Origin of the sequence: Lancefieldella parvula (assembly GCF_963547875.1) — a bacterium.
GTDB lineage: Bacteria > Actinomycetota > Coriobacteriia > Coriobacteriales > Atopobiaceae > Lancefieldella > Lancefieldella parvula_D.
In genome coordinates this window covers 1-14,075 of record NZ_CAUUSI010000022.1, presented here as the reverse complement: position 1 = coordinate 14,075, position 14,075 = coordinate 1, and the positions used below count along the sequence as shown (strand labels likewise).

At 52.7% G+C, this 14,075-nt stretch carries 9 protein-coding genes and 1 pseudogene; 2 read left to right on the top strand and 8 right to left on the bottom strand.

Annotation, left to right across the window (positions count from 1 at the left end; translation table 11 throughout):
- Positions 1-294, bottom strand: a pseudogene (locus RWJ96_RS06390) (FprA family A-type flavoprotein); the annotation flags it as partial.
- A 233-nt stretch (positions 295-527) separates the two neighbouring features.
- On the opposite strand from RWJ96_RS06390, the gene RWJ96_RS06385 reads away from it, so the two are divergent.
- Positions 528-1,622, top strand: coding sequence for a glycerol dehydrogenase (locus RWJ96_RS06385; protein WP_035428190.1), 1,095 nt, complete (start codon positions 528-530; stop codon positions 1,620-1,622).
- 154 nt (positions 1,623-1,776) lie between these two features.
- On the opposite strand, the gene RWJ96_RS06380 is transcribed toward RWJ96_RS06385, so the two are convergent.
- The 7 genes from RWJ96_RS06380 to RWJ96_RS06350 form a co-directional block, all read right to left on the bottom strand.
- Positions 1,777-3,534 (bottom strand): 1-deoxy-D-xylulose-5-phosphate synthase, encoded by a 1,758-nt coding sequence (locus tag RWJ96_RS06380; protein WP_314019544.1) that lies wholly within the window; start codon positions 3,532-3,534, stop codon positions 1,777-1,779.
- Between the two features lie 661 nt (positions 3,535-4,195).
- On the bottom strand, positions 4,196-6,271 hold the full coding sequence (locus tag RWJ96_RS06375; protein WP_314019543.1) for an elongation factor G: 2,076 nt from the start codon (positions 6,269-6,271) through the stop codon (positions 4,196-4,198).
- A gap of 274 nt (positions 6,272-6,545) precedes the next feature.
- On the bottom strand, positions 6,546-8,390 hold the full coding sequence (locus tag RWJ96_RS06370; RefSeq protein ID WP_314019541.1) for a hypothetical protein: 1,845 nt from the start codon (positions 8,388-8,390) through the stop codon (positions 6,546-6,548).
- Positions 8,391-8,392: 2 nt separating this feature from the next.
- Positions 8,393-9,628, bottom strand: a complete 1,236-nt coding sequence (locus RWJ96_RS06365) for an ABC transporter ATP-binding protein (RefSeq protein WP_314019539.1) — start codon at positions 9,626-9,628, stop codon at positions 8,393-8,395.
- A gap of 1 nt (position 9,629) precedes the next feature.
- Positions 9,630-9,830 (bottom strand): hypothetical protein, encoded by a 201-nt coding sequence (locus RWJ96_RS06360; protein WP_035428195.1) that lies wholly within the window; start codon positions 9,828-9,830, stop codon positions 9,630-9,632.
- Positions 9,831-9,847: 17 nt separating this feature from the next.
- A complete protein-coding gene (locus RWJ96_RS06355) occupies positions 9,848-10,837 on the bottom strand; it encodes an SPFH domain-containing protein (protein WP_314019537.1) in 990 nt (329 codons plus the stop codon).
- A gap of 693 nt (positions 10,838-11,530) precedes the next feature.
- On the bottom strand, positions 11,531-12,499 hold the full coding sequence (locus tag RWJ96_RS06350) for a lactate/malate family dehydrogenase (protein ID WP_314019536.1): 969 nt from the start codon (positions 12,497-12,499) through the stop codon (positions 11,531-11,533).
- A 168-nt stretch (positions 12,500-12,667) separates the two neighbouring features.
- Here RWJ96_RS06350 and RWJ96_RS06345 point away from each other — a divergent pair, with 168 nt between their 5' ends.
- The gene (locus RWJ96_RS06345; RefSeq protein WP_314019535.1) at positions 12,668-14,026 is read left to right on the top strand and encodes a class I SAM-dependent RNA methyltransferase; all 1,359 of its coding nucleotides are present in this window, start codon (positions 12,668-12,670) and stop codon (positions 14,024-14,026) included.
- Positions 14,027-14,075 lie beyond the last annotated feature (49 nt).

Below are 14,075 nucleotides of genomic sequence, written 5' to 3'. Positions count from 1 at the left end.
GGCGTTTGGCGCAAGCTCCAGAATGCGAGGAACGCTGCCGGAGTGGTCCATCTCGATGTGGTTGCAGATCAGAACATCAATCTTTGCTGGATCGATGATGCTCTTAATGCGCTCGACCAGCTCCTCGGAGAATGGGCGCTTGACGGTGTCAATGAGCGTGACCTTCTCGTCCAGGATAAGGTATGCATTGTAGGTGATGCCCTGCTCAGTGGTGTAGCCGTGGAACTCGCGAGCGTTCCAGTCAAGGGCGCCTACAAAGTAGACATCGGGTTTGATTTCGACAGAACTAAGCATGTGTCCTCCAAAGACCACAGTGCGAAAATTTGACACTACAAGAATATCATTTGCTGGCTAGTGAATGTATGTTCACGTAAACTTTCCAGAAGTTGTCCGAATCTAAATTCTTTCCGTGCTGGAATCTAGATTTTCACTTTGTCCGAATCTAAATATTTTCTTTGCTGTTATGTTCTTTTGACAGTGTTACCATAATTTACATAGGTCTAAAACGTATCCGGAGAGGGGAACCTATGAAAATGCTACGCGCAATGCGTGAGCCACTGAAGTATGTTCAGGGCAAAAATGCTTGTCTCGAGTTCGAAAAAGAGATGGGCTACATGGGAAAGCGCTTCCTGTTTGTTTGCTCTAACAGCGGCTACAAAGCAACCCACGACATGATCGAGCAGAGCTTCGAGGGCAAGGGTGACTATTACCGTCGCTATGAGGTCTTCGGTGGCATCTCTTCCAACGGCGAGATTAACCGCATGAAGGCTATCGTCGAGGAGGACAACATCGACGTAGTCGTCGCTATCGGCGGCGGCAGCGCTGTTGACACCGCAAAGGCAACCGCATATTACGCTGGTAAGCGCATCGTTATTCTTCCTACCGTTGCAGCTACCGACGCTCCATGCACCGGCCTCTCCGTTATTTACAACGATGACGGTTCCTTTGACAAGTACCTCTTCTACCCACAGAACCCAGATGCAGTTATGGTCGACACCCAGATCATCGCTAACGCACCTGTTTCCTTCCTGGTAGCAGGCATGGGCGACGCACTGGGCACCTACTTTGAGGGCCGCGCATCCATCCGCACCGAGTCTCCTTCCCTCGAGGGAACCGGCATTACCCGCGTTGGTATGGCAATTGCTAAGGAGTGCTACCTCACCCTTCGCGATTACGGTTCACAGGCAATTAAGGCTTGCGAGAACAACGTTGTAACCCCAGCTCTTGAGGCTATCTGCGAGGCAACTGTCTACATGAGTGGTGTCGGCGCTGACAACGTCAACTGCGCAGCAGCTCACTCCTTCTACAACGGCCTCACCTCTCTTGGTGGCCACAGCGCACCTCACGGCAACTGCGTTGCTTTTGGTACCCTGGTCCAGCTTGTTCTTGAGGGCGTTCCTCAGGAGGAGTTCGACGAGGTCCAGGACTTCTGCCTTGAGGTTGGTCTTCCAACTACCCTCGAGGAGGTTGGCATCACCACTGACGAGCAGATCAAGAAGATCGCTGAGGCTGCTTGCGTTCCTGGCGAGACCATCCACAACCTTGCTGGCGACGTCACTCCTGACGAGCTCTATGCAGCTATCGTTCAGGCTGACGCTATGGGCCGCGCTCTTAAGGCTTAAGCTTCCAGCTGCAGGTTGCGACGCGACAACGCGGTGCAACGGCACATTTGCTTGAAACAGAAGAGGGACCGCAGGTGCGGCCCCTCTTTTTTGTTGCAGTTTTGATGTGATGGCGAGAAATGCGGACAATGGCGCCGGAGCTGCGACGCACCACCTACAGACCCAGCACCTGCTTAACGTCTGCGGCAATAAGCTCGGGATCCAGATGACTTTCTCGCATAAGACCCGCGATGTTGACGCGGTCGTAGAAAGCCTTCTTGACGCCATAGTTCAACACGCGTGCGGAAGAAGTTCCCAGGTAGCTAGCTATATTTTGTCCCCAGCCACCCTCGATGATGCCGTCCTCAATAGTTACGATGACGTCATGGTCTTTTACCAGGTTGTCGAGCAGATTCTGGTCAACGCCCGAGGCAAAGTATGGCTTGACCAGCGTGGCTTCAATTCCCAAGGTAGAGCTGAGGGCCTCAACGGTTTTCTCGCCAAGGTCGTAGAAATCGCCCAGGGCAAAAACGGCCACCTTGGAGCCCTCGCGCGTGACCTCGTAAGTGTTGAGGGCGTCAAAATTTGTGCGGACGGGCCCCTCGGCATGGACCACAGGACCGGAAGGAATTGCGATGTAGACAGGGTGTTTGTCCTGGTCAAGCGCCCAGTCGAGCATGGCGATATACTCCTCGGCGTTGGATGGCGCGAGGTACACCATGTTAGGAATGTTTGCGATCATGGAAATGCTGCTGAGGCCTTGGTGGGTGGCGGCCATCAAACCGCTAATAGAGCCGGATCCCACGATAACCGCAGGATTCTGGTTGAGCGCCAGGTCCTGAGTTAGCTGGTCGTAGGTGCGCTGGATGAAGGTTGCACTTGAGCCCCAAACTACATGTGCGCCCGCGTGAGCCGCACCGGAAGCCATTGCAACTGCAGTTTCTTCGGCAATGCCCACGTCAAGGTAGTGCTTACCTAGCTCTTCTCGACGTTCCTGCGTAAGACCAAGCAGGCCAGGAACAGCCGACATAAGCACCAAGAACTTTGGGTCAGTCTTTGCGCGCTTGAGGGCATACTCTGCAAAAATGCTGGCATACGACTCGGAAGAACCGGATGCAGGGCTCTGACCAGTCTGGATGTCAAACGGCATGTGCCAGTGCCACTTCTCCTTGTTTGCCTCCGCGGGAGTGTAACCCTTGCCCTTGAGCGTATTGATGTGGACCACGACCGGATGGGTTGAGCCTTTTACCTGCTCAAATGCGGCGATAAGAGCCTCGATGTCGTTACCGTCATTGACATACAGGTAGTCCAGGCCCATCGATTTGAAGAGGTTATTCTCGGCAACTCCGTTGGTGCGACGCAACTCAGCAAACTGGTCGTACATGCCACCGTGATTCTCGGCGATGGACATCTGATTGTCGTTGAAGACGATGATAAAGTTGCTGTTCAGCTCGCCGGCAACGTTCAAGCCCTCAAGCGCCTCGCCACCGGACATGGATCCGTCGCCGATAACTGCGATAATGTTCTCCTTGCCGCCTATGATGTCGCGAGCCTTTGCCAGGCCAAGCGCCAAGCTGATTGACGTGGAAGTGTGGCCGATTTTGAAGAGGTCGTGCGGGGTCTCGGCGGGATCAGTGTAAGGAGACACCGAGTCGTAAAGCGCAGGATCCATGTATGCCTGCTTGCGGCCGGTGAGCATCTTGTGGGGATACGTCTGGTGCGAGACGTCGTAAACGATATGGTCAACGGGCGAATTGAACACGGTATGAAGCGCGATAGTTGCCTCGACAATGCCAAAGTTTGGACCAAAGTGGCCGCCGTGCTTTGACTCCATGACCAACAAGTTGTCGCGAATCTCCTGCGCAAGTACCGCACGAGCCTCTGCGTCCAGCTTCTTTACGTCTTCTGGTCCATTGATATTCTCTAGGTACATGTGCGACCTTTCTTTAATTGATTTGTTTCAAATACGTACCCAGATGGGCAATACATGATACTGACGGGCGTAAAATAAGCCACATGAGTAAGTGGGGCACGTTAGAAGCTTGTATCCGCGGTCAACCATATCGTACGGGCAACATCATTAATTACTTGCACTGTTTTGCTGATGGCCGAACACACCTATGTCAGATAATCTGTCAAAAAGACGTATACATGACGCCGAAAATAGGCTAGGCATGCAGAATATCTTCATTTGGTGTGTAATATGCCCGCAATTGTGCAGATTATCCGACTTAGGTGTGTTCCTTAGATACGGAATTTACCGATGGTTAAATTCCTTATATATGTCTATTCATTATTCAGCATATTAATTGAAGTTTATGCATAGAAATGTATACCGGGTATTGGTGCTCTCTAAATGTCAAACAATAAGCCCCAGTCGTCCGATTATCTTGACTAGAAACATGACAGTTCTTCAGCGAGGCGAGGCAAAGCTGCACCATTTTGTACGCCAAGCCTAAAAGCCGGCGCCCAACCGCATTACAGGAACGCAAAGAACCCTCGCACCTGAAAGATGCGAGGGTTCTTGCTTGAAACTCATTATCTACCTGCGGCGCCGCGCTCGCGGCGCGTGCTGCGCCCGACGTACCTGCAGGTTAGCGCTCGCCGGCGGCGCGACGCTCGGCGTACTCGGCAGCAAGACGAGCCTGGATGTCGTGTGGCACCTGCTCATATCCTGCCAGCTCAACGGTGTACTCGCCCGTTCCACGCGAGAGGGACCTCAGCCTTGTAGCGTAATCAGTAACCTCTGCGTATGGAATCGTGGCCTTAATGGTGGTTTCACCAGCGGAAACGCCGGTGCCGGAAGACATTCCCTCAACGCGACCGCGGGAAGCGGAGACGTCGCCCATGACGGAACCTGCGTAGCTGTCTGGAACGGTAATCTCCAGGTGAGCCATAGGCTCCAAGAGAACGGGTTCTGCCTGGTCAACAGCCTTCTGGAAACCAATGCGAGCAGCGGTCTTAAATGCCATCTCGTTGGAGTCGACGGGGTGGTAAGAGCCCTCGTAAACAGCAACTTTAACGTCAATCATAGGATAACCAGCCAAAACGCCTTCGCGCATGGTCTCCTGGACACCCTTATCAATAGCGGGGATGAAGCCGCGTGGAATGTGGCCGCCAACAATCTCGTCCACAAACTCGTAGCCTGCATCTGGGTTTGGCTCGATGCGCAGCCAGCAGTCGCCGTACTGGCCAGAGCCGCCGGTCTGCTTCTTGTGCCTACCCTGAGCGCTTGCAACTCGACGGATCGTCTCGCGATATGGGATGCGAAGCGCAACCTTATGTGCGGAAACGCCGGCTCGCTGCTCAAGACGCTCGAGAAGAACGGCTACTTGTGCCTCGCCGATTGCAGAAACAATGGTCTGGCCGGTGTCCTCGTCACGCTCAACCTTAAGAGTTGGATCGGCGTCGGCGGCCTTCTCCAGGAACGCGAAGAGCTTGCCCTCGGTACCGCGCTCATCAGGCTCAATAGCCGTGCGATACAGGGAGTTGGGGAACCTGAACGCGGCAGCCTCAACCTTACCGGTAACGGAGAGCGTGTCGCCCGTCATGGCCTCGAGCTTTGGAACTACTACGATGTCGCCGGCTGCAGCGGTGCTGACGTCAGCCGTGTCTTTGCCGCACATACGATACAGGTGAGAAAGGCGCTCGGGCTTGCGTGTACGAGCGTTGATAAGCTCGGAACCTGCAGAAACAGTACCTGCAAGCACCTTTACAAAGGTAAGCTTGCCGTTCTGTGGATCCTGCAGCGACTTGAAGGCAAACGCAACGGGGCGCTCGTCATCAGGGGAAATATCAAGCTGCTCGCCGTTCACCAGCGGAATGCGGCCAAAGTCTGACATAGTTGGGAACCAGCCATCAACTGCATCAAGCAGGGAGATAACGCCCTCTTCGCGGACACAAGAACCGGAGAAGACAGGAACAAAAATGCGCTCCATAAGGGCCTTACCCAGCAGGCCCTCAAGCTCTTCCTGCGTAATCTCTCCGCCCTCGAGGTAGCGCATCATCAGCTCATCGTCGGCCTCAACAACCAGCTCGGTCAGAGCGGCGCGGGCAGCTTCTGCCTCTGCTTGGAACTCGGCAGGAATATCGGTGACCTCAGGCTTGCCGTCTACCAGCTTACGAGCCTTCTGATGGACAACGTCAATGATGCCGGAGAATGCCTCGCCAGAACCCATGGGAATGGTCACTGCACCAAGCGAGGAGCCAAAACGATCCTGGAGCATAGCCATCGCGGTCTCGTAATCTGCATCAGGGCGATCCAGGCGGTTGATAAACAGTGCACGGCAGAGAGACAGGTCCTCGGCAGCAAACCAAAGCCTGGTGGTGATAGTGCCAGGTCCACTAGCTGCATCAACAACAAACAGCGCAGTCTCAACAGCGCTCATTGCCGAATAGGCGTCACCCACAAAGTCAGGATAGCACGGTGCGTCAAGCACGTTAATGCGTGTATTTTCCCAGGTAATTGGTGCGATAGTAGTAGAGATAGAGAATCCGCGCTCTGACTCTTGTGAATCGTAATCAAGCGTGGGCTTTGTGCCTGCGTGGCCGCCTAAACGAGTGGTTGCACCCGTCAGATGCAGCATTGCCTCGGCAAGCATGGTTTTGCCCACGCCACCTTGGCCCACCAGGACCACATTCTTTACCTTAGAAACATTTTTTTCGGCCATGATGCCTCCTCTGACTGCGGCAAGCAGCCGAGAAGGTCAGCCGATAGTACGCGCCCGAGTCTAGCGCGATATGCCTCGGCCCTTCCTGCTACTTACCGAACAAGAAAACCTCTAGCCACCCTACCGTACCGCAAAGCACAAAAAGAGACACCCACCATTCGATAAACGACATACGGTGGGTGCCTCAAAGTTTCTTCTCGACAGAAGAATTTGTGATGTTACCGCAGGTAGATGCCATGGAATTCCATGGGGCCGACGCAGCGCATCACAAAAGTTAGATTCTAACTCCTCGGTGAACGGTGTTGTTAAAGATCAGGTAGCCGATAATTGCGTTCACCAGCGACAGCGTGACAAAGATAATGTTTGGCAGCGTCTCGTTAATCACGCCCGTTGACGAGCTAAATGATTCGATAACCGGAACAATCATCATCATGAACGTTCCACCGATGACAAACATGGAGCCCAGCGTGCCCGCAAGAGAAGATACGGTGACCGAAAGGCTTCTCTTGGTGATATCGATGACAGAAGTCCAGTCAAAGTTTGGTCGGCGAATATCAATGGCCAGGCCAACGTTAGACACCAGGAACACAATGCAGAGCGGCAGAATGACGTTTCTCAACGCCGTTTCAATGGTGATGTGACCAGGAATCAGGAAGAAAATCTGAGTCACAACACTAAAGATGAGCACGTAAAGCATGTTCACGGCAATCTTTGCGCCAAAAATCTGCTTTGAAGATACAGGCATAGTTGCCATCAGCCAGTTTGAGCGGCCTTCCAGCGAATATGAAATGGCAGCAGAGTTGGCAGCGCAGAACATCGAGGTGCCAAACCAGGTGGTTACCATGCCAAAGATGGTTCTTGCCAAAGGTAGATAGCGCGGAACCTCGGATGCAGGAACAAAGTAGGCCACGATAGACGACGTGCTAAAGAACAGAGAAATAAAGGCGAGAATAACCATCAACAAGCAGCCAAAAAGCATGTTTATAAAGACTGCTGGATAACCCGTGATGGTTTGAATCTCTTTTCTAATCAGAGCAACAAAAGGCGTCGCGGACTTGGTGGAAATCTGTTTGGTAGTGAACTTCTTCTGAACCTTATCCTCGCTTACCAGCGCATTAATGCGGTCGTTGAAGCGAGAAATAATTGCCACGATTGCCGCAGGAGCTCCAACAGAGACCAGCGCAAACAGCAAGAAGCTAACAAGGGAACCAGAATTAAAGAAATCCGCAATCCACAGTGATGGAAGATAAACTACGCCAACTGAACTTGCAACGTTAAAGACGGTATCACGGAAGTTATCCACCACACCTGGGACAAACTTGTCCGCGTTGAAAGATACCGTAAAGATAAAGAACAGATACGCGACCATAAAGAAAAGGCCAAAAACGCCGCCAATGACCATTCCCAAGTTCTTAAAGTGCAGTTTTGCAGCAAGGGCTGCAACCGCAAAAGCCAAGAGAATTGCAGCAGAAACTGCAAGGTTAGGTCCAAGAAGAAGCGCAAACAAAGCGCCAATCAAACGTGGAAGCGTGACTGCCTCAAAGCTAAAGTAAGCCAAAAAGACTGGCAGCATAATGGTGATAGACCAGATACCCTCTGCAGCATAAAGAGCAGCTACGCGAGAATAGATAATGGTGCTCTTTTTGATTGGCAACGACATGATAAAGTCGTAATCCTTGTACGCAAAAAGCACGCCATTGGCCTTTACAAACGTCAAAATAATACCAGGTAGAGCGCCAACAAGAATTCCTACCAGAGGAAGCAGCCTTGTGAAGCCAGCAATGGCTAGAGTTGTAGCAATGCCGTAAATGTAAACCATCATGAAGAGCGTGCCAACAACTACAAAAATACCACCGACAATAGGCAGAGCGTTTGCGCCAACCTTTTTCTCAAAATTCTTTCGAGCACCTATAACCTGCGTAGTCCAAATCATGGTGATCTGAACCTTAAGCAGCATCCAAAACACTTTGAGATTGGAAGGCAGTTTGAGCTCAGAGCGATCGAGAACAGGAACTTGACCAGCACTTACTTGAGCTGGAATAAAGACATCTCCTGATAGTTGCAGGTTCTGCTCAGGCACATCGGGGCGCTGAGGAGCCTGTGGAACATTGTTTGCCATGACTAGTTCTCCTTAGGGAAGGAGGGAGGAACTGGAGCACCTGGAGGCACTGGTGCGCCAGGCACGGTTGGTGCTGCAGGTGCTGCTGGAGCCGCAGGTGCGGCGGGCGCTGCAGGTGCGGCGGACGCTGCAGGTGCTGCTGGTGCTGCAGGCGCGGCTGGGGCTGCAGGTGCGGCTGGTGCTGCTAGTGCGGCAGGTGCGACGGGTGCTGCTGGTGCTGCTGCGGGCGCGGCGGGTGCAGCCGCTACAGGTGCGCCAGGAATGACTGGCTGAACAGCGGCACCGTCCTTTGTAGTAGCCATATCCTGAGCAATCTCGGCAGAAACGCCAGGAGCGCCAGCTTCAAGACCAAGGAAGACTTCCTCAAGAGAAGCATTGCCTCGAATCTCGTCCGTTTTACCTGCAGCAAGAAGCTTGCCCTGACGAATAATTGCAATTTTATTGCAGAGTTTCTCGACAACCTCAAGAACATGTGACGAGAAGAACACGGCAGATCCGCGGTCGGCAAGCTCGTGCAGCATCTTCTTCAACTCGAAGCTTGCTGCTGGATCCAGGCCAACAAATGGCTCGTCCAAAATGATGAGCTTTGGCTCGTGGAGCAGGGCGGAAATCAGAACCAGCTTCTGCTTCATGCCGTGAGAGTAGCTGCCAATAGCATTTGCCAGGGAATCAGTGATGCCCAAGCGGTTGGCCAACGTAGTAATGCGCTCGACGCGGTTCTCTGCAGGAACGCCAAAGATGTCACTGACGTAATTGAGGTACTTAATGCCGCTCATGAACTCGTAAATGTCTGGGTTATCTGGGACGTAAGCGATGACCTGCTTTGAGCCAACAGGGTCAACCAGCACATTCTTTGAATCCACAAAAATGACGCCGCCCTCAAATGGCTGAGCACCAACGATAGACTTGATAAGCGTGGTCTTACCTGCGCCGTTGTGGCCGATAAAACCGTAGATGTCGCCAGGCATAACGTCGAGCGAAAGGTCAGAAACAGCTACCTTGGAGCCATACTTCTTGGTAAAGTGCTGGACGCTCAACACGGGAACAACCTCGCCAGGAGCCGCTGGTGTTGGGGCTGCTGGGGCTGGGGCCGGTGCGGGAGAAGCCGCAGACACAGGCGCAGCGGCAGCTGCAGGTGCGGCTGGTGCGGCTGACGCGGCGGGAGCCGCAGGAGCAGCAGGAGCAGCGGGAGGTACGGGAGCGTTAGGAACAGGTGGCTGTGGAATATTGTCGGCCATGTTAGTTTCCTTCTTCCAATTTATCTATCTTGTTCACACGAGTGTCTTGAACTTTTGGAGAGCGCTTTGCCCTTCTCAGAGCATCGCGCAAAATCCATTCTACCTGAGCGTTAGTTGAACGCATGTCATCTTGCGCCCAGCGTTCAACCGCCTCCCAGACTTCTGGAGCTACACGAAGTGGATATTGTTTGCGAGGTGCCATGGGTTTCTCGCCATGCTTTACTGCTGCAAGGAACCGGTATTAAGCACAGGCTGAGCCTCGGACTCGCCGCAGAGAACAACCATGAGGTTGGAAGCCATGACAGCCTTGCGGTCCTCGTCAAACTCAACGACGCCATTCTCGGAGAGCTGGGTGAGAGCCATATCAACCATGGAAACGGCACCCTCGACGATCTTCTTACGTGCAGCGATGATTGCCTCTGCCTGCTGGCGGCGGAGCATTGCCTGCGCAATCTCAGGAGCGTAGGAGAGATGCGTGAGGCGAGCGTCGTCAACGGTGATACCAGCGACGGAAAGGTTGCGGCTCAGCTCAGACTGAAGCGCCTCGGAGACTTCCTCGATGTTGGAGCGCAGAGTAATTGCGGTGTTGGACTCGGACTCGTCCTCCATGTGGTCGTAGCTGTAGATGCTCGCGACATGCCTAAGCGCGGTCTCTGCCTGCATAGTAACGTAGCTGTCGTAGTCGTCGACGTCAAAAAGAGCCTTTGCGGTATCGCTCACGCGCCAAACAACAACCTCTGCGATCTCGATTGGGTTACCCATGCGGTCGTTGACCTTGAGGACGTCGCCGTTCAGCGTGCGAGCACGAGTGGAAATGATGGAGGTGTGCACGTTTACACTGGGAGTAACGCCTGCAGCGAGAGAAGAGAGGTCACCCACGTTTGTAGAAAGGGTCTTGGCGTAGTAAGGATTTGCCCAACGAAGGCCCTCGTCCTTAACGGTGCCAATATACTTACCAAACAGCACGCAAACCTTTGCCTGACCAGGCTGAAGACTGAATAGTCCGCTCGAAACAAACAAACCTGCAAAGAAGAATACCAGCGCACCAATGATGCTTGGGAACGATGGGTCCAGGCGAGGATTTCTGTCTGCAGCGATAGCGCTGAGTACAAAATTAGCCAAAAACAGGGCTGCAACTGCAAAAAGAGCAATGGTAATCAGCAGGAACAGCCAACCACTCTTGGACTTAATGATTTTCTCGGTGCTCATAAGATCTCCTTTGTGACAATGAGCTTTCTGTTGGCATCATTGTGATATCACATTGATTACAAGTCAATAGAAATTTTTATTTAAATGTTGTTCAAAAATCGCAGGTAAGGCGGTAGTTTTGTTGGCCTCGGCGCGCGGCGAGAGGTGAGCGGTGAGAAAAACGCTTGATGCGGCGCATGGCGAGAAGTTCGTCTCTTCGAGAAAAGTAACCGATCTGTAAGGCTTGGACTAAGCGCGCCTGATTTCTGCAAAGAATCTGTAACGTTTGCCTGAAAACATCAAAGAATCGGTGGATTCTGCCTGATTTCATCAAAGAATCTGTGTCCCAAACACAGATTCTTTGCACTTTTCAGGCAGACCTTTCGTGACGTAACTTTTGAATCCGAGGTTAGTTTCATGAGCACTCTTATGGAGCCTGATTTTCTCGCCATGTCTGAACGATTTGCCGGAAAAGTGCACCAAGTCTGAGCTATTTGCCGGTTTTGCTCGCCATGTCTGAGCTGTTTTACTCAGACTTGATGCGGTTTTCAGGCTCATAACTAGAGGCAATCAAAAGATGGTGGAGAATAGCTCGGTTGCACAAAAACACACCTCGGGAGAAGCCCCCAAGGTGTGTTCGGTGTGCACTATTACCTGGTCACAGCTTGCAGCGCGATTTGACTCGCAGCCACGACCAGCACGGCGTGCGTCACGCTAGTCAATGCGAGCGTCTACCTCAAGCCAGCCGAGCTGCTCAATGTTGCCCTTGACATGCTCGCAAGACTTGCGCCATGCCTCAATCTCGGAGTCGGAGAGCTCGGGCACAAAGACCTTCTCGACACCATTGGCGCCGATAACCGCAGGAAGTGAAGAGTAGAAGCCAGAAACGCCATACACGTCGTTGAGCAGCGTGGAGACTGGCGTGATCAGCTTGGTGTCGTGGACAATGGCCTTGATGACCTCGACAGCTCCGTTTGCAATCGAGTACTCGGTGCACTGCTTACCGCTGTAGGTAACGTATCCGCCCATGCGACCAGCCTGCTCAAGCTCTGGGAGGTCAAAGGTCTTGCCTGTCTGAGCTGCAACTTCGTCGAGGGTGAGGCAGCCAATGGAAACGTGCGACCAGCAAGCAAACATGCCGTTGCCGTGCTCGCCGAGCATCCAAGCGTTGATGCAAGATGCTGGATAGCCGGTAGCGCCGGAAAGCGCATGGCGAAGTCGAGCGGAATCCAACGTGGTACCGGAGCCGATAACCTTATTTGGATCAGCGCCGGTCAGATACTGGAGCTCAGTGGTAACAACGTCGCAGGGGTTTGCGATGTTGACCCAAACGCCATCGAAGCCTGCGTCTGCAATGCGCTTAGCGAACTTCTTGGCCTCGTCAGTGGTGACGAAGAGCTCACCATCACGACTACCTGCTGCAGCCTCAATGTGGCCAGCAGCATTAACAATAATGTCGCAACCAGCAAGCTCCTCATAACGGTCATCAAGCTCATAGACGCGAGCAGGGTGTGGATAAAATGGCATTGCGTCCAGCAGGTCGTTTACCTGAGCCTTGCAGAGGACCTCATTTGTGTCGCTAATGTAGAGCTCAGTTGCAAGTCCCTGGTAAAGTAGGGCGTTTGCAACATGTGCGCCAACATGATTAGCGCCGATAATACCAATTTTGCTGATGAGAGCCATAGTCCACCTCTTTTGTCTCGCCAAAATACTGTGCCTGTTAGCTTAACGGTTTTCTAGACAAACGGGAAACGATACAAAAAATGAAACATATTAGATACAACAATCCCCTCAACGTGCCATTTAAGCCCGCAAACGGTATAGTAGTAACCCAAGATTTGGAGAGGAACTATGGGATACAAGACACCAACATGCTCTATTGCGCGTAGCTGCGGAGGCTGTGAATGGCTTTCGGTCCCCTATCCTATCCAACTTAAGCGCAAGCAAGCGCAGGTAGAAGAACTTCTCGCCCCGCTGGCAAGCATCAATAACGTAACTATCGAGCCCATCCGCGGAATGGATGAGCCTCTGGCGTATCGCCACAAGGCGGCAACGCCATTTGCTCCGGGCAAGGGCCGCACGGTTCGCTCCGGTTTTTACGCAAGCGGAACGCACAAGATTATTGCTTCAAAGGAATGCCTGGTAGAAGATGGTCGAGCTCGCGCTATCCTCAACGACGTGGCCTATCTTGCCGGCCAGTTCAACATTCACGCCTACCAGGAGGATCGCGGCAAGGGAGCACTTCGCCATGGCGTGGTTCGCTGCGGATATGCCACCAACGACGTCATGCTGGTACTGGTGGTCAACGGCCAGCACCTGCCTCATGAGCAGGAGTTTATTGCTGCGCTTCGTAAGGCGCACCCCGAGCTGACCAGCATCTTCTTGAACGTCAACCAGAAGCGCACCAACGCAATCTTGGGGCGAGAAACCCGTCTGCTTTGGGGTTCAACATCTATGAGCGATAGGCTTTTGGGCTGCACGTTTGAGATTGGCCCAACCAGTTTCTACCAGACCAACCCTCAGCAAACTGAGGCTCTCTATCAGTTGGCCATCGACGGTGCACTTTCTGGCTCCGAGAAGGGCAGCACTGCGCAGGACAGCACTACGCTGACCGACGCCTCCGTGCAAGCAGCAACCTCTGTTCAAGCCAGCAACCTGCGAGTTCTTGACGCTTACTGCGGCACAGGAACCATTGGACTTTGCTTGGCGCACGCCGCCGAAGCTCAGGGCATCAACCTCTTGCTCACTGGTGTTGATCAGGTTGAAAACAATATTCAGATGGCTCGCAGAAACGCTCGAAACAATAAACTTGATGCTGAGTTTATCTGCGACGATGCCACTCGCTACATGCAAGCTTTAGCAAAAGAAGGTCAGAACTTTGACGTTATTATTCTTGACCCGCCTCGTGCAGGTTCAACGCCCACCTTCCTTAAGGCAACAGCTCAGCTAGCTCAGAAGAAAATCGTATACGTGAGCTGCAACGTTGTGACACAAGCCAGAGATCTCAAGGTTCTTCTCGACAGCGGGTTTGCCATTGAGCGCGTGACTCCTGTGGACATGTTCCCTCATACCAAGCACGTTGAGACGGTAGCACTTTTGTCCAAACTCGATGTCGACAAGCATATAGATGTTAAAATTAAGCTTGATGAGCTTGATTTGACAAGTGCCGAAAGTAAAGCGTCTTATGCACAAATTAAGGAAAGAACTTAAGATGACAACTCTTATTAAACATAAACGTGTAGAATTTTCAGAACTTTTT